At 65.1% G+C, this 23030-nt stretch carries 17 protein-coding genes; 6 read left to right on the top strand and 11 right to left on the bottom strand.

Going from position 1 to position 23030, the window contains the following annotated elements; all coding sequences use genetic code 11:
* Positions 1-133: 133 nt before the first annotated feature.
* From hutH to hutC, 4 genes are all read right to left on the bottom strand, one after another.
* Positions 134-1669: a histidine ammonia-lyase gene (gene hutH, locus R3355_RS03640; RefSeq protein WP_318960090.1), complete on the bottom strand. Its 1536-nt coding sequence runs from the start codon at positions 1667-1669 to the stop codon at positions 134-136.
* Positions 1670-1671: 2 nt separating this feature from the next.
* Positions 1672-3357, bottom strand: coding sequence for a urocanate hydratase (hutU, locus tag R3355_RS03645; RefSeq protein WP_318960091.1), 1686 nt, complete (start codon positions 3355-3357; stop codon positions 1672-1674).
* A gap of 232 nt (positions 3358-3589) precedes the next feature.
* A complete protein-coding gene (locus R3355_RS03650; protein ID WP_318960092.1) occupies positions 3590-4180 on the bottom strand; it encodes a HutD family protein in 591 nt (196 codons plus the stop codon).
* Positions 4177-4929: a histidine utilization repressor gene (gene hutC, locus R3355_RS03655; RefSeq protein ID WP_318946926.1), complete on the bottom strand. Its 753-nt coding sequence runs from the start codon at positions 4927-4929 to the stop codon at positions 4177-4179. The genes R3355_RS03650 and hutC overlap by 4 nt, the downstream gene beginning before the upstream one ends.
* Positions 4930-5023: 94 nt before the next feature.
* Here hutC and R3355_RS03660 point away from each other — a divergent pair, with 94 nt between their 5' ends.
* A complete protein-coding gene (locus R3355_RS03660) occupies positions 5024-6388 on the top strand; it encodes a formimidoylglutamate deiminase (RefSeq protein WP_318960093.1) in 1365 nt (454 codons plus the stop codon).
* Positions 6389-6516: 128 nt separating this feature from the next.
* Here the strand turns inward: R3355_RS03660 and R3355_RS03665 are convergent, their stop codons facing one another.
* The 5 genes from R3355_RS03665 to R3355_RS03685 all read right to left on the bottom strand — a co-directional run bounded on the left by R3355_RS03665 (position 6517) and on the right by R3355_RS03685 (position 10779).
* The gene (locus tag R3355_RS03665; protein ID WP_318960094.1) at positions 6517-7077 is read right to left on the bottom strand and encodes a lipocalin family protein; all 561 of its coding nucleotides are present in this window, start codon (positions 7075-7077) and stop codon (positions 6517-6519) included.
* Between the two features lie 10 nt (positions 7078-7087).
* Positions 7088-7342, bottom strand: a complete 255-nt coding sequence (locus R3355_RS03670; RefSeq protein WP_318960095.1) for a hypothetical protein — start codon at positions 7340-7342, stop codon at positions 7088-7090.
* A gap of 68 nt (positions 7343-7410) precedes the next feature.
* Positions 7411-8013: a DUF924 family protein gene (locus R3355_RS03675; protein ID WP_318960096.1), complete on the bottom strand. Its 603-nt coding sequence runs from the start codon at positions 8011-8013 to the stop codon at positions 7411-7413.
* Between the two features lie 3 nt (positions 8014-8016).
* On the bottom strand, positions 8017-9024 hold the full coding sequence (locus R3355_RS03680) for a class 1 fructose-bisphosphatase (RefSeq protein WP_318946933.1): 1008 nt from the start codon (positions 9022-9024) through the stop codon (positions 8017-8019).
* A gap of 105 nt (positions 9025-9129) precedes the next feature.
* Positions 9130-10779, bottom strand: coding sequence for a histidine kinase N-terminal 7TM domain-containing protein (locus R3355_RS03685; RefSeq protein ID WP_318960097.1), 1650 nt, complete (start codon positions 10777-10779; stop codon positions 9130-9132).
* Between the two features lie 344 nt (positions 10780-11123).
* On the opposite strand from R3355_RS03685, the gene R3355_RS03690 reads away from it, so the two are divergent.
* Complete coding sequence (locus R3355_RS03690) at positions 11124-11525, top strand: YkgJ family cysteine cluster protein (protein ID WP_318946935.1); 402 nt, start codon at positions 11124-11126, stop codon at positions 11523-11525.
* Between the two features lie 51 nt (positions 11526-11576).
* Here R3355_RS03690 and R3355_RS03695 read toward each other — a convergent pair whose 3' ends face one another.
* Both R3355_RS03695 and R3355_RS03700 read right to left on the bottom strand, forming a co-directional pair.
* Positions 11577-12941 carry a DUF3999 domain-containing protein gene (locus tag R3355_RS03695; RefSeq protein WP_318960098.1) on the bottom strand — a complete coding sequence of 455 codons (1365 nt, stop codon included), beginning with the start codon at positions 12939-12941 and terminating at the stop codon, positions 11577-11579.
* Positions 12938-16513 (bottom strand): DUF2339 domain-containing protein, encoded by a 3576-nt coding sequence (locus R3355_RS03700; protein ID WP_318960099.1) that lies wholly within the window; start codon positions 16511-16513, stop codon positions 12938-12940. The genes R3355_RS03695 and R3355_RS03700 overlap by 4 nt, the downstream gene beginning before the upstream one ends.
* Positions 16514-17256: 743 nt before the next feature.
* Here R3355_RS03700 and R3355_RS03705 point away from each other — a divergent pair.
* The 4 genes from R3355_RS03705 to R3355_RS03720 all read left to right on the top strand — a co-directional run bounded on the left by R3355_RS03705 (position 17257) and on the right by R3355_RS03720 (position 23021).
* On the top strand, positions 17257-18567 hold the full coding sequence (locus tag R3355_RS03705) for a UDP-glucose/GDP-mannose dehydrogenase family protein (protein ID WP_318960100.1): 1311 nt from the start codon (positions 17257-17259) through the stop codon (positions 18565-18567).
* A 70-nt stretch (positions 18568-18637) separates the two neighbouring features.
* Entirely contained in the window at positions 18638-20086 is a 1449-nt protein-coding gene (locus R3355_RS03710; RefSeq protein ID WP_318960101.1) for a mannose-1-phosphate guanylyltransferase/mannose-6-phosphate isomerase, read from the top strand.
* A 246-nt stretch (positions 20087-20332) separates the two neighbouring features.
* The gene (locus tag R3355_RS03715) at positions 20333-21847 is read left to right on the top strand and encodes a glycosyltransferase family 2 protein (RefSeq protein ID WP_318960102.1); all 1515 of its coding nucleotides are present in this window, start codon (positions 20333-20335) and stop codon (positions 21845-21847) included.
* A gap of 16 nt (positions 21848-21863) precedes the next feature.
* Positions 21864-23021 carry a PilZ domain-containing protein gene (locus R3355_RS03720; RefSeq protein ID WP_318960103.1) on the top strand — a complete coding sequence of 386 codons (1158 nt, stop codon included), beginning with the start codon at positions 21864-21866 and terminating at the stop codon, positions 23019-23021.
* Positions 23022-23030 lie beyond the last annotated feature (9 nt).

Raw genomic sequence — 23030 nt, forward strand, 5'->3', positions numbered from 1 at the left:
GATCAGGATGCCGCTTACACCAGCATGGCCGCCGCCCAGCCAAAGGCAATCGACGGCAGGTTGAGATGCACGAAACTCGGCGCCGAGGTGGCGGCCGCAGCGCCTGTACGACTGAGAGTTTGTGAAAAAGCTCTCAGCTCTGCGACGGCAGCAACTGCGCGGGCAGCAATTCGTTCAGGCAACGGGACTCCAACAGTTCGCTGGCCGCCTCGATATCCGGGGCGAAGAAGCGGTCCTGCTCATAGTGGGCAACCCGCTCGCGCAGAGCGGCGCGGGCCTGTTCCAGTTTCGCCGAGGTCTTGCGCCCTTCGCGAAAGTCCAGACCCTGGCAGGCGCCGAGCCACTCGACGGCGAGGATGCCGCGCACGTTGTCGGCCATCTCCCACAGGCGCTTGCCGGCGGCCGGGGCCATGGACACATGGTCTTCCTGGTTGGCCGAGGTCGGCAGGCTGTCGACGCTGTGCGGATGGGCCAGCGCCTTGTTCTCGCTGGCCAACGCGGCGGCGGTGACCTGGGCGATCATGAAGCCGGAGTTGACCCCGCCATTGGCCACCAGGAACGGCGGCAATTGGGACATGTGCTTGTCCATCATCAGCGAGATGCGCCGCTCGGAGAGCGCGCCGATTTCGGCGATGGCCAGGGCCAGGTTGTCGGCGGCCATGGCCACCGGCTCGGCGTGGAAGTTGCCGCCGGAGATCACGTCGCCCTCGGCGGCGAACACCAGCGGGTTATCCGATACCGCGTTGGCCTCGACCCGCAGCACCTCGGCGACATGGCGGATCTGGGTCAGGCAGGCGCCCATCACCTGGGGCTGGCAACGCAGGGAATAGGGATCCTGCACCTTGTCGCACTTTTCATGGGAGCGGGAAATCTCGCTGCCGGGCGTGAGCAGGTCGCGATAGGCGGCCGCCGCATCGATCTGCCCGCGCTGGCCACGGGCCGCGTGGATGCGCGCATCGAAGGGCGCCCGCGAACCGAGCATGGCCTCGACGCTGAGGCTGCCGCAGACCAGCGCCGCGGCGAACAGATCCTCGGCCGCGAACAGGCCGCGCAGGGCATAGGCGGTGGAAACCTGGGTGCCGTTGAGCAGCGCCAGGCCTTCCTTGGCCGCCAGGGTCAGCGGCTCGAGACCGGCGACCGCCAGCGCCTCGCGAGCCGGCAGCCACTCGCCGCGATAGCGCGCCTTGCCCTCGCCGAGCAGCACCAGCGACATGTGCGCCAGCGGCGCCAGGTCGCCGGAGGCGCCGACCGAACCCTTGAGCGGGATATGCGGGTAGACCTCGGCGTTGAGCAGGGCGAGCAGCGCATCGATCACCCTACGGCGGATGCCGGAGAAACCGCGGGCCAGGCTGTTGACCTTGAGCAGCATGATCAGGCGCACCAGGCCATCGTCGAGCGGTTGGCCGACGCCGGCGGCATGCGACAGCACCAGCGAGCGCTGCAGGTTTTCCAGATCCTCACTGGCAATGCGGGTCGAAGCCAGCAAACCGAAACCGGTGTTGATACCGTAGGCGGTGCGGTTCTCGGCGAGGATCTGCTCGACGCAGGCGACGCTGGCCTCGATGGCCGCAGCGGCGCTCTCATCCAGGCTGACGCTCACTGCGCCCTGATGGACCTGGCGCAGTTGGGCCAGGCTCAGTTGGCCGGGCAGAATGTTCAGGGTGCTCATGTTCAGGCTCCTTTAACCGGGGTGATCATCGGCAGGTTGAGGCCCTGCTCGTGGGCACAGTCGATGGCGATCTGATAACCGGCATCAGCGTGACGCATCACCCCAGTGGCCGGATCGTTGTTCAGTACATTGGCGATGCGCACGGCGGCTTCATCGCTACCGTCGCAGACCACGACCATGCCGGAGTGCTGGGAGAAGCCCATGCCCACCCCGCCACCGTGGTGCAGCGAGACCCAAGTGGCGCCACTGGCGGTATTCAGCAGGGCGTTGAGCAGCGGCCAGTCGGACACGGCATCGGAGCCGTCCTGCATGGCTTCGGTTTCGCGATTGGGGCTGGCCACCGAGCCGGAGTCGAGGTGATCGCGGCCGATCACCACCGGTGCGGACAGCTCACCACTGCGCACCATCTCGTTGAACGCCAGGCCGAGCTTGGCACGCTGGCCCAGGCCGACCCAGCAGATCCGCGCCGGCAGGCCCTGGAAGGCGATGCGCTCGCGGGCCATGTCCAGCCAGTTGTGCAGATGGGCGTCATCCGGAATCAGCTCTTTGACCTTGGCGTCGGTCTTGTAGATGTCCTGCGGATCACCGGACAGCGCGGCCCAGCGGAACGGACCGATGCCGCGGCAGAACAGCGGACGGATATAGGCCGGGACGAAACCGGGGAAGTCGAAGGCATGGCTCACGCCCTCCTCCAGCGCCATCTGGCGGATGTTGTTGCCGTAGTCGAAGGTCGGCACGCCGACCTTCTGAAAATCGAGCATGGCTTGCACATGTACGGCCATGGATTGCTTGGCCGCCTTGACCACCGCCGCCGGCTCGCTCTGCGCGCGCTCGCGGTACTGCTCCCAGCTCCAGCCGATCGGCAGGTAGCCGTTGAGCGGGTCGTGGGCGCTGGTCTGGTCGGTGACCATATCCGGGCGTACGCCACGGCGCACCAGCTCGGGGAGGATCTCGGCGGCGTTGCCACAGAGAGCGATGGAGATCGCCTTGCCCTCGGCGCAGTACTTGTCGAGGCGCGCCAGGGCGTCGTCCAGATTCGCTGCCTGCTCGTCGACGTAGCGGGTCTTCAGGCGGAAGTCGATGCGGCTCTGCTGGCATTCGATGTTCAGCGAGCAGGCACCGGCCAGGGTCGCCGCCAGCGGCTGCGCGCCGCCCATGCCGCCGAGGCCGGCGGTCAGTACCCAGCGACCCTTGAGGCTGCCGGCGTAATGCTGACGGCCGGCCTCGACGAAGGTTTCATAGGTGCCCTGGACGATGCCCTGGCTGCCGATGTAGATCCAGCTGCCGGCGGTCATCTGGCCGTACATGGCCAGGCCCTTGGCGTCCAGTTCGTTGAAGTGCTCCCAGGTCGCCCAGTGCGGCACGAGATTGGAGTTGGCGATCAGCACCCGCGGCGCGTTGCTGTGGGTCCTGAACACACCGACAGGCTTGCCGGATTGCACCAGCAGGGTTTCGTCGTCATTCAGGTTGGTCAGGCACTCGACGATCTTGTCGTAGCACTCCCAATTGCGCGCGGCGCGGCCGATACCGCCATACACCACCAGCTCCTTGGGGTTCTCGGCCACGTCCGGATCGAGGTTGTTCATCAGCATGCGCAACGGCGCCTCGGTCAGCCAGCTCTTGGCGGTCAGCTGATTGCCGCGCGGAGCGCGGATTTCGATATCACGGAAACGGGTCGAGTTGCTCACAAGAAATCCTCCAGGGAAAGATCGCCGTCAGCCTGGCTATTTTTGCGCGTTACGGCTGGGCATGCGCAGATCTAAACATGTATATACAGGTAAGATCAAGCAAGAATATCGCCGCCCCGCCAACAGTACCGAGCGGCCACCCCAGACACCGCACCACCGTCAAGCCCACTGCACCCGACAAGGATAGCTCCGGCGCCGGAGCTGCAGCGGCCGCACGGCCTGGGTGAGGGGTTTAGCGCGGAGTCAACTCGATCAGGCAGCAGTGGTCGGCAACCCCGCCCTGCAGCTGCAGCCCGGCCAGGCTGGCGTCCTGCTCGATGCGTAGGCAGTCGTAACGTCCCAGGCATGCAGCACTGCCATCATCGAGGCGCACTTCGAGCGCCTGCGCGGCGCTGAACACCAGCTTGACAGTCGCCGCACTGAACACCCGCAGCGGCTGTTCCGGGGCCAGCCACTGCAGGCGTGCCGCATAACGCTGCGGTGCATAGATCAGATTGAAATCGCGAATGGCCGCGCCGAGCAGGCGGCACTCCACCCGACTGTCGCCGCCAAAGGCGAAGGGATCGAACGGCAACAAGGGCCGCGAGAGTACGCCGTCGACCCGCAACTGCATGCCATCGCCTTCCAGCACGCTGATGATGCGCTGGTAGCCCGTGAATGCGGAGAAGCCGCCCGACTCGCCGATATCGGCGATCGACAGGCGCCAGCCGAAGCCTTCCAGGCCTTCACCCTGATCACGGGCGATTTCCAGGGTGCTGCCCGCGCCGTTCTTCCACGGCATGCGCCGATAGTCGGCCGCGCGCAGGACCTGCATCCGGCTCATGAGCTGAAACGCCCCTCCAGGCGATGACGCGAGCCCGGATGCACCAGGCGCGCCGAGGTCACCGCCTGCGGTCCCGACCAGGTGCGCCGGCGAATCAGCAGGCAGGGTTCGCCGCGCTCGATCTGCAACAGCCGACATTCCTCGGCTTCGGCGAGAATCGCCTCGACCACATGCTCGCCCTCGGTCAGCGGCGCGACCCGCGACAGGTAGGCATAGGGGGTCAGCCGGGTGAAGTCCTGCTTGAGGTAGTCCGGCGCCACCTCCGCATTGACGTAGCGATCTTCCAGCTGCACCGGCACCTCGTTTTCGTAATGCACGATCAGCGAATGGAAGACCTTCTGGCCTTCGCGCAGGTCCAGCGCCATGGCCCGCTCCGGACTGGCCAACTCCTCGCCCAGGCGAATCAGCTTGCTCTGATGACGATGGCCACGGGCGGCGATCTCGTCGGCAATGTTGTTAACCGCGAACAGCGCCGAACGCCCCTTGGGCTCGGCAACGAAGGTGCCTACCCCCTGCATGCGCAGCAGCAGGCCGTCATTGGTCAGCTCGCGCAGGGCACGGTTGATGGTCATGCGGCTGAAACCCAGCTGTTCCACCAGCTCGCTTTCCGAGGGCACCCGATGGTGCGCCGGCCAGGCGCCGCACTGGATCTGCTGGACGATCATCTGCTTGACCTGGGCATACAGCGGCGCCGGTGCTTCACTGAGCTGACCGGCAAGCGCGGATGGCTTCGAGAATGCTTTTGTCACGTGTTTCTCCTTTGTCGCCTGACCGGCAGTTTACCCGCGCCACAAACACCTGTATATGTATATACAAATAAACACCAGCAGTTGGATACGCATTATGCCCGCATTCTTCGCACCCCGCGCCCTGCTCGCTCACGGCTGGGCGCACAACGTCCGCCTGGAGGTTGGCGCCTCCGGCAGCCTGGAAAGCATCACCGTCGACGGCTCGGACGCCGGCGCCGAGCGCCTGCGCGGCCCGCTGCTGCCGGGCATGCCCAACCTGCATTCGCACTCCTTCCAGCGCGCCATGGCCGGCCTCGCCGAAGTGGCCGGCAACCCCAACGACAGCTTCTGGACCTGGCGCGAGCTGATGTATCGCCTGGTCGGCCAGCTCAACCCCGAGCAGATCGGGGTGATCGCCCGCCAGCTGTATATCGAGATGCTCAAGGCCGGCTACACCTCGGTCGCCGAATTCCACTACGTGCACCATGACCCGCAGGGTCAGCCCTATGCCGACCCGGCCGAACTGGCCCTGCGCATCAGCCAGGCGGCCCTGGATGCCGGCATCGGCCTGACCCTGCTGCCGGTGCTCTACAGCCACTCCGGCTTCGGCGGCCAGGCCGCGAATGACGGGCAGCGGCGCTTTATCCACAGCAGCGACAGCTACCTGGCCCTGCAACAGCGCCTGCAGCCGCTGCTCGAACAGCACCCGGCACAGCGCCTGGGCCTGTGTTTTCATTCGCTGCGCGCGGTCACCCCTGAGCAGATCGAGACGGTGCTGGCCGCGCACAACAGCGACAGCCCGATCCATATCCATATCGCCGAACAGCAGCAGGAAGTCGACGACTGCCTGGCCTGGAGCGGTCGCCGCCCCCTGCAATGGCTGTATGAACTGGCGCCGGTGGACCAGCGCTGGTGCCTGGTGCACGCCACCCATACGCAGGCCGACGAAGTCAGCCTGATGGCGCGCAGCGGCGCCGTGGTCGGGCTATGCCCGAGCACCGAGGCCAACCTCGGCGACGGTATCTTCCCGGCAGTGGATTTCCTCGCCCAGGGCGGGCGCCTGGGCATCGGCTCGGACAGCCATGTCTCGGTCAACATGACCGAAGAACTGCGCTGGCTGGAATACGGCCAACGCCTGCGCGACCAGCGCCGCAACCGCCTCTCTCGCAGCGATCAGCCGCTGATCGGTCGTAGCCTGTACGACGCGGCCCTGGCCGGTGGCGCCCAGGCGCTCGGTCAGCCGGTGGGCGTGCTGGCGGTCGGCAAGCGTGCCGACTGGCTGGTGCTGGATGGCGATGACCCCTATCTCGCCACCGCCAGCGACGACGCCCTGCTGGGCCGCTGGCTGTTCGCCGGCGGCGAACGGCAGATCCGCGACGTCATGGTCAGCGGTCGCTGGGTGATCCGCGACGGCCAGCATGCCGGCGAAGTGGCAAGCGCCCTGGCCTTCGCCCAGGTACTGCGCGAACTGCTTGGTTAACGCCGCCAGCCCTATGGATGGCAGGCCAGCACCGCATAGCGCTCCAGACCCGGAAAAATGCCGCTGTCCTGATTAAGGGAAAGCGGCATTTTTCTCAAGTGCGCAGCATCGCCCCTCGCGGGCGTGATTCAGGGCTGCGGTAACTGGTCGTCTGGTGTGCGCCAGATCAGCGCATCGGTGTCGTAGTCTTGTCCGCGCGCGACTTCCAGCAACTTGTCGCGCATGGCCGGCGCCACGTGCGGGGTACGCGCCAGCAACCACAGGTAGTCGCGGTTCGGGTGGCCAACCAGCGCAGTCTGGTAGTCGTCATCCAGATAAAGCACCCAATACTCGCCCTTGGCGACGCCCGGCAGCAGATTGCTGAACCAGTTATCGAAACGCACCCACAGCTTGTCGGTCTCACCCGCCACCTGCGGCACCGCCTGCCCCCTGGCCTCCTGCCATCCGCCCTCGAGGGTGCGACAACGATTGGTCACAGCAATACTGCCGTCGTCCAGCAGGTCATAACGCGCCTCGGATTGCGCGCAGTTACGCTGAAAGAACATCGGCAATCGCGCCAACTCGTACCAGGTGCCCTGATAACGCTGCAGATCGACCGTCTCGACAGTTTTCGGTGGCACCACTCCGGTCCCGGAGTTGGCGCAGCCAGCCAGCACCGCAACGACCAACAGCCCCGCGAATACGCGCATCAGCCACTCCTTATTGCAGACCCTTGCCCGAGAACATCACCACCTTGTCGCCAGCGTACTGCACGCTGATAAAACTCTTCTCGTCACCCCAGGTGCAGCTGGTGAGGCCCAGGGCACCCGCGCACTCGCCAGGGGCACCAAGCAACTGCTCGACCTCCGGCTTGGTCATCCCGGACTTGAGCTTGGAATAATTGTCCTGATTGACCTTGCTGCAAGCAGCCAGCAACACACAACACAACAGCACGGCGATATAGCGCAACGACATGGCGCAGGCTCCAGAATTTAAAGTGGGACAAGCTTGGCACAGCGCCGCAGCAGCTGCCCGATTGGATGTCAGAAGCGCGAGCCGGGTTCCTGCAGAAAGGCCAGTTCTTCCGGGGTCGAGGGCCGACCCAGCACGGCGTTGCGATGGGGAAAACGCGCAAACCGGGCAATCACCTGGCGATGCCGCTCGGCGTAATCCAGATAATTGGCAAACAAAGGTTTTTCGCTATCCGCGGCGACGGACAACAGCCGGGTGAAGCGGCGTACCGCTTCGTCCTGCAGGAAAAGATCCTCGGCGTGCTCCAGTACCAGGTAAACGAACACCCGCTGCAGCGGCGTCAACGCCTCTTCCAACTCGTCGTCCAGCCCGGCGAGCACCAGTTGCCGGGCCAGGCCGTCACCGGCGAAAGCCTGCGGGCTGTCGCGAAAAATCATCCGAGGCAACTGGTCCAGCAGCAGGATCAGTGCCAGCCAGCCCTGCGGCGAGTCGGCCCAGTCGGCCAGCTCGCCGGCCAGCGCCTGCTCCACAAGTCCGGCAAAGCGCTCACGCGCATCAACGTCCTGGCTGTCCTGCTTGCCGAACCACAGCGCGGAACGCGCCGCCGCCACCTCGGCGGCCGTCGTCCCGCTACCAAACCACCAGTCGAGCAACGGCTGCCAAGGATTACTCATGGATCACTCCTGGTGGTAGGCGGTCACGCGCTCGACTTCTTCCTTGGAGCCAAGGAATACCGGCACACGCTGGTGCAGGGAAGTCGGCTGAATATCGAGAATGCGCTGGCTGCCATTGGTCGCAGCACCACCCGCCTGCTCGATGATGAAGGACATCGGATTGGCTTCGTACATCAAGCGCAGCTTGCCGGGCATCGAAGGATCACGACTATCGCGCGGGTACATGAACACGCCACCACGGGTGAGGATGCGGTGCACGTCGGCAACCATGGAGGCGATCCAGCGCATGTTGTAGTTCTTTTCCAGCGGCCCGCTTTCACCGGCCAGCAACTCGTTGACATAACGCTGCACCGGTGCTTCCCAATGACGCTGGTTGGATATGTTGACGGCGAATTCCTGGGTGGTTTCCGGCACCTTGATGTCATCGTGGGTCAGCACGAAGCTGCCCAGCTCGCGATCCAGGGTGAAGCCTTTGACGCCGTTGCCCAGGGTCAGCAGCAGCATGGTCTGCGGGCCATAGATTGCATAACCGGCGCAGACTTGCTCGGTGCCTGGCTGGAGAAAGGCTTCTTCGCCAAGATCGCCGGTGGCGCCGTTGCGATCGGGGCAACGCAGGACCGAGAAGATGGTGCCGACCGACACATTGACATCGATGTTGGACGAACCGTCCAGCGGGTCGAACACCAGCAGGTAAGCGCCTTTCGGATAGCGCCCGGGAATCTGGTAGGCCTTGTCCATTTCCTCGGACGCCATGCCGGCCAGGTGACCGCCCCACTCGTTGGCCTCGAGGAGAATCTCGTTGGACATCACGTCGAGCTTCTTCTGCACTTCGCCCTGCACGTTCTCGGTGCCCATGCTGCCGAGCACATCGTCCAGCGCGCCCTTGGATACCGCATGGCTGATCGCCTTGCAGGCCCGCGCGACCACTTCGATAAGGAAGCGCAGATCGGCGGGGGTGTTATGGCTGCGGGTCTGTTCGATCAGATAGCGGCTCAGGGTAATGCGGGACATGGATGGCTCCGAGAAGGAAAGAAATCGTGTGCAGTTTAACTCTATACGGGAGGCAGCGCCTCCAGGCAGAGATGGATGGAGCGCATACCCGGCATTCGGCACGGTTTAAGCCTGCGAGCATACTTGCACGCGGTTACGTCCCGCCCGTTTGGCCTCGTAAAGTGCGACATCGGCGGCATGCAGGAGTTCATCCAGCGCGCCGCCTTGTGCGGGCCACAGCACCAGGCCAGCCGACAAGGTTACCGTGCGTTCACCGCTGCGGGTAGGCAGCGGGCTGGCGGCCAGACCCTGACAAATCGACTCCAGGCGCTTGTGCGCCTCCTGCACATCGACACCCGGCAGGATCAGCAAGAACTCCTCGCCGCCAATCCGAAACACCGCATCCGAGGCGCGCAGATTATCCAGCAAGTGTTGCGCCACGCCCTTGAGCACGTCGTCACCGGCCAGATGACCGTATTCGTCGTTGAGTTGCTTGAAATGATCGAGATCGATCAGGGCCAGCGCCACCGACGTCCGCTCACGCTCCGCGCGGGCCAGTTCGCGACTGAAAAACTCGTCGAGGTAGCGGCGGTTGTACAAGCCGGTCAGCGGATCGCGCAGTGCCTGCTCTTGCAACTGTTCATGCAGGCTGGAGATGGTGCGCAGCCGATCCTCGCTGATGGCCAGCGCCTCGGCCAGTTTCAGCTCGCCGAGATGACGCTGGGTGACATCGCGCAGGTAGAGCATATGGCCGAGCACGATGGCGCCATGGTGAGTCACACGCTTAATTACCCGAATGCGCACTTCGAAGTAGCGCGCCGAGCTGGCAAGAGAGAGCAATTGATCCTGACCAGCAGGATCCTGGCGCCGCATCACTCCCCGCAAGTCCCTGCCGAACACCGGCCAATCGCCCAGCTTGCAGCCCTGCCAACCTTTGCTCAAGCCGGCCAGCTTGAGCGCCTCCGGGTTAGCCTCGATCACCCGCGACTGCGGATCGACCACCAGCACCGGGTCGAGCAAGGCTTCCAGCAGCAGATGACGCGCCACCGGCAACAGATCGAACAGGCGCACACCGACGATCAGCCAGGCAAATGCCACCAGGGTAAAGGCAAAACTGAAGGGCGTCGGATCGAAGCCGAAAACGGTCCAGCCAAAGCCGATATAGCCGATGTTGGCCGCCCAGGGCACGGCAGTTAGCAGCACAAAGGCCAGATAATGTCGACGGTAGACGCCAATACTGAAGACCGCCGCACGGATCACCACAGCCATGCTGAAGGCCATGAACAGATAAAGGTAGGCTGCGGCCGCATAGAACAGCGGGCCATGCTGGTAACGCACGGGAGAGCCCGGCTCGGCCGAAAGCGCGGCCGTCCCCTCGCCATAGAACCAGCCATGCCAGGGATTGCTCAGGGCCACCAGCCAGATCGCCACGGGCACCACCGCCAGGCCCAGCGTGTGGCGCAGCGGCAAAGGCTGACGCACGCTATTGACGTACTGCCAAAGGAAGATCGACCAGAAGGCCGGCACCGAGAGGATGCCCGGCCAAGCCATGCTCGCCCAGAACACCTTGCACTCGGCCGACTGCGCGGCCATTTCCAAGGCGGCGGCGAGCATCCACCAGAGGCTGGCCGCATGCAGCAGGACAAAACTCTCGCGTCCCGGAAAATAGCGCTGATGCTTGACCCAGCGCGCCAACAGCAGCACACCAATGCACACCAGGCAGGTGAGCACCACCGGCACACTCGGCGCCCAGCCCGAACCTGTACAAACGCTCACGGCCACACCTGCGGGGCATGAGCACGGAGCAACGGCAGGAAAACCTCATTCAGCAAAGGGGGAGCACGGCGAAGTGACATGCGCGAACGGCCATCCTGACCTGAGACGTTGATAAAAGCCGCAGCACACTGCCGGCAGCGCCAAAGATACTGCAGATCGCCCTGTTTTTCTGAGGGATTTATTCAACCTGATCGCTGGATCGCCTGAGAAACCAGCACGACTGCCAGATTCGACACCAGCAATGCGTGCGCAAAGAAAACCGACCAGCCGGCAGATGTTGGTTCACAAATTCGCCAACGCCGCTATCATCGCCCGCTGCCCAGCCAATACGCACCCATAGCCCCATGAAGAACAACCTGATCGCCGCCGCCGAAATCGACCGCCTGGACACCTGGGCCAAATACACCAGCGACATGTGCCACAGCTGCAATTCCAGCTGCTGCACGCTGCCGGTCGAGGTGCGCATCGGCGACCTGATCCGCATCGGCGTGGTCGACGACTTCGAGCGCGACGAACCACCGAAGAATATCGCCAAACGCCTGCAGAAAGAGGGCATCGTCGAGCGCTTCAATCAGAAGTCGGGGATCTTCACCCTGATCCGCATGAGCAACAACGACTGCCTGTACCTGGATCGCAAGACGCGCCTGTGCACCATCTACGACAAGCGCCCGGACACCTGCCGCAACCATCCCAAGATCGGCCCACGGCCCGGCTACTGTGCGTACATACCAAAAGCGCTGAGCTGAACCACGATCCTGCACAAGCCCCCACCAACCAGGCTGACGGTGGTTTTTACGTCAGGGTGCCGCAGGCCTGGCGCGCAGCAGGCTCCAGGCCATCAGCACCAGCAGGCCGACCCCGGCGAGCAACACGGCCCAGAGCCCCAGGCGCTGCCAGTCCCGGTCTGGCGCCTGCTCGGCGCCTGCCGCCACTTCTAACAAAGGCGTCGCGATCGCGGTCGCCACGCCCAGGTCAGCCAGGCGCTGGTCGTCGTAACCGGGAATCAGGGTACTCAGCGGCAGGCTCGCCGCACTGCCAGCCGCCTTGCCGATGGCCAGCACATAGGGCGGCGTGCTGCGGGCGAGGAACACCACCTGGGTCGCGCGGATGCCGACCCGGATGCTCGGCGCGGCACTGCCCAGGCCGCCGCCGCGCTCATCCACCTGCACGCGCAACTGCTGCACCGGCGCGCCATACAACTCCAGCTCATCCTGCAGCACCTCCTGGCCATCCTGCGGCAGACGGTAGAGCAGGCCGCGCGCCAGCGGCTGCCACTGCACTTGACCCTCACGCCGGCCCGTGACGCTCACCGGCGCCAGGGTGTTGGCCTCGGCCAGTTCGACCCGCACGCGCTGCAACGGCAGCGCCAGGGGCAGGTCCCAGCGGTACTCGCCGGCCTTGGCGCTGCTCGGCGACAAATCCGCCGACCAACTCAGCGGTGCCGGCCTGTCGCTGCCGGCACTCAGCAGCCGCGCGGACAACAGCTGCGGAGCCTGCCGGGGACTGCTCCAGAGCAGACGCAGGTAGCGCGCGGACTGGCCCGGCAGGCGGACTTCACGCTGATCGATGCGCTCATCGGCAAATGACAGTCGGGCAATCTGCCCATCGCCCCAGGCGCGCCAGTGCTGCAGGTCGTCGCTGGCCTCGATGCTGAAGCGCTGGAAGCCCTCGTGCTCGGCACGCCAATCGAGAATCAGTTTGTGCAGCGGCGCCTTGATGGCACTGGTGTCGAGCAGCCAGCCGCGCAGCACCTCTGCATCGGCACGCGCCCCGTCATCCCCGAGCACCTCGACCAGGGTGCCGCCGGTGCTGCGCTGCACCCGCACGCTGGGGCTCTGCTCGGCATGCAGCGGGCCACGCAGGGGAAACCATTTCACCGCGCTGTCCTGCTGCGTCTCGCGCTGGCGGGCACTGCCCAGGCTCAGGGCATAGGCCTGCGCCTCGCCGGCGCCGTTGAACACCCGCAGGTCACGCAGGTCGGCGTGACGTGCGGCCATATGCAGGGCCATCGGCAGTTCAAGGCGATACCAGGGGCCTTCCCCGCTCAGGCTCAGCGGCACCTGGACGGCGTAGTCGCTGGCGCGTTCCTGCCCCACTGCCAGAGGGGCGAGCAGGGCCAGCAACGCCAGGCCCCAGCCACGCACAGCGATCAACCTGCTCATACCTGCACCTGCTCCGCTGCGGGCGCCGACTGCCGGGGCGGCAGCGGCGCGAAATAGCCGACGATCAACAGCAACACACCCACCGCGATAAAGGAGACGATGCGCTCCAGGCCGCCCTGATTGCCCAGCTCGACGAAGAACAGTTTGGCCACCACCACGCCGATCAGGGCCGCACCGACCAGCCACAGCTCGCGCCGCGCGCGCAGGTGGCCGACGATCATCAGCGGCAGGGCGATCAGGGTCCAGACGATCGACAGCCCCGCCTGCACCAGCATCGACTCGAGCAGCGCCTGCAGCTGGTAGGGCACGCCGCCCCAATGGTGACACGCGCGCAGCACCGCCGCCGTCAGCAGGGCAAACAGCGAAATACCGGCCAGCAGCTGGGCCAGTTGGCCCCGCGCCACAGCGGCCAGGCCGAGTTGCGCCAAGGCGCTGCGCAGCCAGTGGAACACCGCGACCAGGCTGATCAGCAAACCCAGCTCCAGCGGATTGAGCAGAGGCAGATAAGGCAGCGGCTCGGCGGCACCATCGCTGGCGATATTGGCCAGCCAGAACCAGGCCAGCATCAGCAGCGCCAGCGGCGCAGCCGCCAACAGGCGGTACTCGCGCGGATACGCACTTATCGGCCACGGCCACTGGCGCGGTGTCGCCATCAGCAGCAGGTACAGGCTCGGCAGCAGTGCCCAGCCCAGCCAGCGCCAGGCGTTGTAGTGCTGCGCCAGCAGATAGAGCAGGTAGCGCAGCTCCAGGGCCAGCACCCCGAGGATCAGCCAGCAGCCCAGCACATGGGCGGCACTCAGCGCGCCGGCCGGCAGCAGACCGTTCAGGCACCGCAGCGCCAGCAGATGCACGAGCAACAGCGCGCCCCAGCCGAGCCAACCGAAGTCCGCCAGCGGGTGATACTCGAGGTGCCAGGCGGACAGCAGGATCAGCGCCGCCACCGGCACCAGCAGCGTGCACAGCAGCGCCATGGCCCGCCACTGCACCCGCACAGCAACCAGCAGCCACAGCGCCACACTCAGGGCCGCGTCCAGCAGCAACAGCGGCGCCTGCAGCGCAGGCGCGGCAAACCGCAGGATTTCGCCGGTCAGGCTCAGCGCCCACCAGCCAGCGCCCCAGACCAGCAGCAGCTGCGACAAGCGCTGCAGGCTCAAAGCCGGCAGCGCAGTGGCCTGCTCAAGGCGCGCCACCTGCTGCAGGCGCCAGGCACCGACCAGGGCGGCGATGGCCAGCACCGCCGGGGTCCAGAACCCGGCATGGCCCAGCGGGCGCAGGCCTTCGCCGCCGAGCGGGGCGAACAGCAGCGGACTGACGACCAGGAACGACAGACCGCCGAACCCCTGCAGCAACAGGCCGAAGACGAAACCGGCGCGCTGCTGCAACTGCAGGCTGAGCCAGACGATCAACAGGCCGCTGCCGCCCCAGACCGCGCTGGCGCTCTGCCAGGGCAACACGAACAGCACCGCCAGATTGATAAACAGCAGGCCGACCAGCAAGACCGCCGACAGCCCGCGCATCAGCCGTCTATCGCTGCTGACCTGGCGATCGCGCGCCGCCAGTAGCATGCCGCCGATCAGCGCCAGGCCGATCAGCGAGGCCGTCAGCAAGCCGCGCCAGCCGGTGGCAAAGGCGCCACTGCCGATGCCCGAGGCCGCATCCAGTTGCAGCAGGAACAGCGCACCGCCGAGCAACTGCACGGCAAAGGCACTGAACAGGAAAGTCCGCGACTGCAGGCGCAGACCGATGAACAAGGTGGCCAGGCCGGCCAGGGCCCAGCTGATCGCCGTGGCCTCGGCGTTGAAACACAACGGCGCCAGCAGGTAGAGAAACGCCAGGCCGGCGCAGGCCAACAGCGGCAAGCCGCGCCGCTCCCAGGCCGAGGCCTGCTCGTCGCCCGCCTGACGCAGCCTGTAGAAGCTGAACAGCAAGGCCGCGCCGAGCATCAGCGCACCCAGGGGCGGGCCGGCCAGCAGGCTGTCCTGCCCCGGACTCAATTCGCCAAGAAACGCCAGCGCCGCGCCCGCCTGCAACAGCAGGGCGAAGGCGCGGGCCAGGCTGCGCCGCTGACGCAACCCCAGCCAGAAGATGCCGGCGCCCTCCACCGCCCAGGCGGCCGAGGTCCAGCGCGCATCCAGGCCCAGGGGAATCGCCAGGCTGGCGAACACCACCCCCAGCGCCAGGCAGGTTTCCACCAGCAGCAGGGCGCGGTCTTCCGTGCGCCTGACCAGCAGCAGCGCCAGGCCCATATAGAACAAGCCCAGCGCCAGCGCGCTGAAGGCGGCGGCGAACTCGAGATGCCGCACCAGCGCAAACTGCAGGCCGAAACCCACCAGCGGCGGACCGAACAGCACGGAGGCGTCGACATAATCGCCCTGGCGCGCCGCCCAGCGCAGCAAGGCCTCGCGCTCCTGCGGCGCCGCCCCGGCCTCGCCCAGCTTGCGCCGGGCGAACAACAGACCGATGGCCACGTACATCAGGAAGAACAGCAGCAGGAACGGCTCGGTGCTCCCGAGCAGCTCCGGAGTGTAGGAACGCAGGCCCCAGGCGAAGCCGATGCCGAAGGTGCCGACGAAGCCGATCAGGTTGAGCAGGCGCCAGGTCTTGAACCAGGCGATGGCCAGGATGGCGCTGTTGAGCAGGACGAAATAGGAAAACAGCGCGACATGGTTGCCGCTGCCGCTCGAGGTCAGGATGGGCGCGGCGAAGCCACCGAGCGCGGCCGCGGCCGCCAGCCCCAGGGCATTCTGCGTCACCGCCAGAATCGCCGAGCAGAGGGTCACGATCAGCAGCAGGGTGAACGCCTGCGCCGGCGCGAGCAGCGGATGCAGGCGCATGGCGGCGAAGATCGTCAGGTACAGCACGGCGATGCCTGCGCCTTGCAGCATCAGGCCGTAGTTCGGGTTGCGCAGGCGCAACCACCAGCCCAGGCCGAGCAAGGCGATGGCGCTGGCCGCAACCCCGGCATAACGCAGCTGCACCGGCACCACCATGCCTTCGGTGGCGTAGCGCAAGAGAAAGGCCAGGCCGAGGAACAGCAGCAGCACGCCGATGCGCAGCACGGTATTGCCACCGAACAGCCAGCCGCGGGCCCCGGCGATGGCGCGTTCGATCGGCGAAGGTTCGCGCGGCTTGGCCGGCTGGCGCGCAGCGGGCGCGGCATGCGGCTGGTCCGCCGCCCGGGTCCAGGCGTCGCTACTGCCCGACGACGGCGCAGGCTCGGCCTCGGCTTGCGCAAGAACCTCCGGCGGCAGTTCCCAGGTCAGTTGCGCCTCGGCTGCAGGCTCGGCGACGACGGGCGCCATCTCGGCCGCCGAGAGCGGCGACTCATCCGTCGCCGCAGACGGCGCCTCGACCTTGAGCAGTCGCTCATGAATGGCCTGGGTGCCCTGTTCGAAGCGCTCGGCGAAACTTTTCAGCTGTGTCGCCAACTCGGCGTTCTGTGCTTGCAGCCCCCTGAGCTTGAGCGCCTGGGCCATACCCAGGCCGACCAAGCCAGCCAACAGCGCGCCAGTCAGCGACTCCGCGACCAGAGCCCCCAGCACCAGCCCGACCAGCATGAAGATCCATTGCATGCAGTGCGTTCCCGATCAGATAAACCAACAGCCTGTGCACCCAGGCAATGTCAGGTGGCGGCAGTATAGAAGCCAGCCCGATGCTTACCCAGAGAGACGCCTGCATAACGCATCACAGGCACAGAAAATATTCAGAGGCGGTGAAAGCATGACCAGCCGATGGATGGCGACAACGAGGGGGCGCCCAGCTGCCGCCGCCAGCCGACATTCGCCCCGCACTCGACGACCGCCAATATCAGACACAACCACCAGGCTAGAGCGCTCACAGAACCTGGAGGCAGCTGCTGCTGCGGTCATGGCAAGGCCATCAGCCACGTGACCAAAGCAAATTAGACATTTTTTTGACGAAATAAGAGCCAAAACCCTTATATCGAATAATTCTTGCCAAGTTATTGACTATCCCTGGTGCGCTGATAGCTTAAGACCCTGTTGAAGACGCACTATTGGCGTTTCGCCAGCAACTGCATTCAGCAAAAAATAACCATAAAAGACCACCTCCTCGCAACGAGACGGCTGCCCTCGCTTTGCTGCCGGACATACTCGTTGTAGAGGTAAAACGTCCCTGCGTGGACCGACAAGAAGCCGTTGGTAGACCTTAGCTGCACTCAGTGCAGTTGCCCGCTTCATGTTCTTCGCCGCTTTGGTTGTGGCGAACCTTGACTACTGCCCTCACTGATTTTCAACTGGCGCACGTCAGCTGGCTTCGTGCGCCCGAAAGTTGATCACCATAAGGGGATGGAGCAATGCGCATCAGCATCTTTGGTTTGGGTTATGTCGGCGCGGTCTGTGCCGGCTGCCTGTCGGCACGCGGGCATGAAGTAATCGGCGTAGACATCTCGCCGAGCAAAATCGATCTGATCAACCAGGGTAGATCGCCGATCGTCGAACCGGGTCTTGAAGCGCTACTGGAAGCGGGCGTCAAGGCCGGTACGCTGAGTGGCAGCACCGACGTCCAGGCCGCAGTGCGCAGCACCGAACTGTCGCTGCTGTGCGTCGGCACACCAAGCAAGCGCAACGGCGACCTGGCCCTGCACTTCATCGAATCGGTCTGTGCGCAAGTGGGCACCGCACTGCGGGAGAAGTCTGCCTGGCACACCGTGGTCGTGCGCAGCACGGTGCTGCCGGGAACAGTCAGGACCGTCGTCATCCCCATTCTTGAAGAGTGCTCGGGCAAGCGTGCCGGCATCGATTTCGGCGTGGCGGTGAATCCCGAGTTCCTCCGCGAAAGCACCGCCATCGAGGACTACAACTACCCACCGATGACGGTAATCGGCGAACTGGATCAGCGCTCCGGCGACTTGCTGCAAGGGCTCTACCAGGAGCTGGACGCGCCCATCGTGCGCAAAAGCATCGATGTCGCCGAGCTGATCAAGTACACCTGCAACGTCTGGCACGCCACCAAGGTGACCTTCGCCAACGAGATCGGCAACATCGCCAAGGCGGCCGGGGTCGACGGCCGCGAAGTGATGGGCGTGATCTGCCAGGATCACAAGCTCAACCTGTCCAAGTACTACATGAGGCCCGGCTTCGCCTTCGGTGGCTCCTGCCTACCGAAAGACGTGCGCGCGCTGAACTACCGTGCCGGCCAGCTCGACGTCGAGGTGCCGCTGATCGGTTCGCTGATGCGCAGCAACAGCGCGCAGGTGCAGCACGCCTTCGACATCATCGCCAGCTACGACAAGCGCAAGGTCGCCCTGCTCGGCCTGAGTTTCAAGGCCGGCACCGACGACCTGCGCGAAAGCCCGTTGGTGGAGCTGGCCGAGATGCTCATCGGCAAGGGCTACGAACTGAATATCTACGACAGCAACGTCGAATATGCCCGCGTCCATGGCGCCAACAAGGACTACATCGAATCGAAAATCCCCCATGTGTCGTCCCTGCTCGACAGTGATTTCGAGCGGGTCGTCGAGCGCTCCGACGTCATCGTCCTGGGCAACGCCGACGAGCGCTTTCGCGCGCTCGCCCGGCAGGTGCCGGATGGCAAACAGGTCGTCGACCTGGTCGGTTTCATGGCGCATCCCAGCCGTGACGGTAGCGAAGGCATCTGCTGGTAGACGAGCTGTAGCCAACCCTGCGAATTCCCTGTGTAGGCCGCCGCGGCCAGCACCTTTGAGGAGAACGACCATGATTCCAGTGATACTGTCGGGCGGCAGTGGCTCGCGCCTCTGGCCCTTGTCACGCAAGCTGTACCCCAAGCAGTTCCTCGCCCTGACCGGTGCGCAGAGCCTGTTCCAGCAGACCCTGCTGCGGGTCGCCGGCGAGGGCATGGCCGCCCCCATCGTGGTGTGCAACGAGGAGCACCGCTTCATCGTCGGTGAGCAGCTCGCCCGCATCGGTGGTACCGCCCAGGCGGTGCTGCTCGAGCCGTTCGGCCGCAACACCGCCCCGGCAATCGCCATCGCCGCCCTGAAACTGCTCGCCGAGGGCCGCGACGAACTGCTGCTGGTGCTGCCCGCCGATCATGTCCTGGAGGATCAGCCGGCCCTGCAGCGCGCCCTGGAATTGGCCCGCGCCGCTGCCGAACAGGGCGAGCTGGTGCTGTTCGGCGTGCCGGCGAGCAAGCCGGAAACCGGCTACGGCTACATCAAGAGCCATCCCGGGCAGGGAGACCTGCCACCCGGGGTGCTGGCGGTCGAACGCTTCGTCGAGAAGCCGTGCCAGGCCAAGGCCAGCGAATTCGTCGCCAGTGGCGACTACTTCTGGAACAGCGGCATGTTCATGTTCCGTTGCAGCCGCTACCTGGAAGAGCTGAAATCTCACGAGCCGGACATCTACGACACCTGCCTGCTGGCCCTGGAGCGCAGCCACAACGACCTGGAGTTCGTGCGCATCGACCCGGCCACCTTCGCCTGCTGCCCGGACAACTCGATCGACTACGCGGTCATGGAGCGCACCACACGCGCCTGCGTGGTACCGCTGCAGGCGGGCTGGAGCGATGTCGGCTGCTGGTCCTCGCTGTGGGATGTACAGGACAAGGACGAGCACGGCAATGCCCTCAAGGGCGACGTGCTGCTGCAGGATTGCCACAACTGCCTGGTGCATGGCACCGACAAGCTGGTCACCCTGATCGGCCTGGACGATCTGGTGGTGGTGGCGACCAAGGATGCCTTGATGATCGTCCCCCGCGAGCGCACCCAGGAGGTCAAGCAGCTGGTCAACAACCTCACCGCCCAGGACCGCCAGGAAACGCAGAACCACAGTCAGGTCTACCGCCCCTGGGGGGCCTACGACTCGGTCGATATCGGCTCGCGTTTCCAGGTCAAGCACATCTCGGTCAAGCCCGGCGCGCAGCTCTCGCTGCAGATGCACCACCACCGCGCCGAGCACTGGATAGTGGTGTCCGGCACCGCGCAGGTGACCTGCGACGACCAGAGCTTCCTGCTCACGGAAAACCAGTCGACCTATATCCCCATCGCCTCGGTGCACCGCCTGGCCAACCCGGGAAAAATCCCCCTGGAGATCATCGAAGTGCAGTCCGGCAGCTACCTCGGCGAAGACGATATCCAGCGGCTGGAGGATGTCTACGGCCGCAGCGCCAGCCAGCGCGAGGGCGAACAATTGCTCAAGCGCTGACAGCAACACCAGGCGAGCCAGAAGCGCCGCACGACGGCGCCAGCCTCCCGCTGCGGGAGGCCTCGACCACGCAGCACCTTTGACTGACTGCCCCCATGCACAATCGATCGGCCTTCGGGTCGAGGGGTATGGCTATGCACGCGCAACCGAACAGCTCGAGCAACCCGCGGTCCCGGCGCACGGCGTGCCAGTCTCGCCGCAGCGGCCAGCATCCAGTCGTATCCAGCAGCGGAGCACGCTGACGCCATGGCTAAAGCTAACTCGCGACTGCACGAGGTCTGCAGCCAGCTGCTCGGCTGGAGCCTGCTGCTCGCCAGCCTGATGCTGTTGGCCGACCTGCTCGACCCCGGGCTGTTCGATCCGCAGCACAAGAACTTCATCTTCCTGATCGGCGCCCTCGGCACCTGGCGCTATGGCAACGCCCTCACCCACTACCTGCGCGGCATGTATTTCCTGCACTGGCGCTTCCCGGCCATGCGCAAGGCGGTGGAGCACATGGGTCCGGCGGCGCTGCCCTCGCAGTTCTATATGGTGGTCACCAGCTTCCGCATTCCCGCGCAGACCACCTTCAAGGTCTATCAGTCGGTATTCCAGGAAATCCAGCGCCTGCCGGTACCCTGCACGGTGATCGCCTCGATCGTCGAAAAGGGCGACGAGGACTTGATCAAGCAGATCATGCGCCGCGAGGTGCGTGAACGCCCCGACATCAAGCTGGTGATCGTCCGTGCCCGCGGCACCGGCAAGCGCGACGGTCTGGCCCACGCCTTCCGTGCCCTATCGCGGCGGATGCCGGGCAACGACGCGGTGGTCGGCGTGGTCGACGGTGACACCATGCTGCTGCCCCACTGCGTGGAGAACGCGGTGAACTTCTTCGCCTACCTACCCAGTGTCGGCGGCATCACCACCAACGAATTCTGCCAGGTCGAAGGCGGCAAGCTGATGCGCGAATGGCACGCACTGCGCTTCGCTCAACGCCATATCAATATGTGCTCCATGGCGCTGTCGCGGCGTGTGCTGACCATGACCGGGCGGCTGTCGTTCTTCCGTGCCAGCGTGGTCACCGATCCGCATTTCATCAAGGACGTCGAAGCCGACTTCCTTCAGCACTGGCGGCTCGGACGCTTCCAGTTCCTCACCGGCGACGACAAGTCCTCCTGGTTCAGCCTGATGCGCGCCGGCTGGGACACCTTCTACGTGCCCGACAGCAACACCCTCACCGTCGAGCACCCGCCAGACAGCAACTTCCTGCGGGCCACCCGCCAGCTGATGTTCCGCTGGTACGGCAATTCGCTGCGGCAGAACTTTCGCGCCACCCGCCTGCTGGGTGTGCGCCAACTGGGGCTGTTCACCATGTATGTGCTCTATGACCAACGCGTGTCGATGTGGACCAGCCTGCTCGGCCTGACCGCCTCCCTGATAGCGGCGCTGCTGTTCGGCATCCAGTTCCTGCTGGTCTATCTGTTCTGGGTGCTGCTGACCCGCAGCCTGGTGAGCCTGCTGTTTGTCTTCGCCGGGCACCCGGTCGATCCGCTGTACCCGCTGGTGCTCTATTACAACCAAATCGTCGGCTCACTGATGAAGGTCTACGCGCTGTTCCACATGGACCAGCAGAGCTGGACCCGACAGAAGACCACGCTCGAGCGCAGCCCCCTGGGCTTCGACCTGGCCCTCAATCGCTGGTCCTCGAAAACCATGCTGGCCTCCTCCGTCGCCCTGTTCTTCGGTGCCGTGGCCATGTTGCTGACCCTTTCCCAATCCTGATCCGAGGCGGATGCCCATGAGTAGCGCCATTTTCCCCCCAGCAGCAAGCGTGGTCCATGAAGCGATCGACGAGCGCCAATATGTGCGCACCAAGATGTCCGCCCAGGTTGCTCTGGGCAGCGGCGATGATCGTATCGAGTGCCGGATCGAAGATATTTCCCTCGGCGGCCTCAGCCTGCGCGGCGCACCGCAGTTGGTCATCGGCAGCCTGCACAGCGCCTCGATTCAGCTCGACCTGCACCAGGTGAAGCTGAGAATAGATACGCGGATCAAGGTGACCTCAGGTTCCGGCGAGCTGATCGGCGCCCAGTTCGTCGACCTCGACGGGCAGAAGCGCGACATCCTGCGCTACCTCATCAGTGCCTACATGTCCGGCGAGATGGTCGATGTCAACGGCCTGTTCAACGTCATGCAGCGGGAAAACCACATCAAGCAGCGCAAGCAAAAACTCGCCACCGCGCGCAGCCTGCGTGAGCGCCTGCAGGCCCTGGCCGGCAGTGCCCTGTACCTGCTCGCCGGGCTGGCCATCGCCGGCCTGTTGGGGTTCAAGACCTACCTGTTGTTCTTCCGGGTGGCGGCCACCCAGGCCCTGGTCAGTGCCGACGCCCATGTGATCAGCATGCCGGAGAACGGCTATGTGAAATTCCTCGTCCCCGCCGGCACCCAGCGGGTCATGGCCGGCCAACCGATCGCCACGGTGTCCACCCAGCTCGCCACCAGTTTCACCACCCCGGCCGACCTCAAGGCTCTGGCCGACATCAGCCAGACCGACCTGCAGGCCCTGCTCGGCCGCTCACTGATCGAAACCACCATCGCCAGCCCATGCGACTGCTTGCTGTACCTGCCCAAGGCGATGGTCGATGGCTACGGCTACAAGTTCGCCGAGCTGGCACACCTGATTCCGCTCGGCGACAACAGCCTGTTCGTCAAGGCCAGCTTCCCCTTCGACAAACTCAAAGACCTGCGCGACATCGCCTCGATCGAGCTGCAGGTGTTCGGCGTCGACGGCAAGCTAAGCGGCCAGGTGATTGGCTCGGCGCTCGACCCGCTGACCCAGCAATTGCTGCTGCAGATCCGCCCCGATCAGCCACTGCCACTGGCGGCCTACCAGAAGCCGGTGGCGGTCGACCTGTTCAAGGGCCTGCCCCTGCTCTCCGGGTTCCCCGGTTACTGAACCGTTACA

It is taken from the genome of Pseudomonas sp. (assembly GCF_033723075.1).
Classification (GTDB): domain Bacteria; phylum Pseudomonadota; class Gammaproteobacteria; order Pseudomonadales; family Pseudomonadaceae; genus Aquipseudomonas.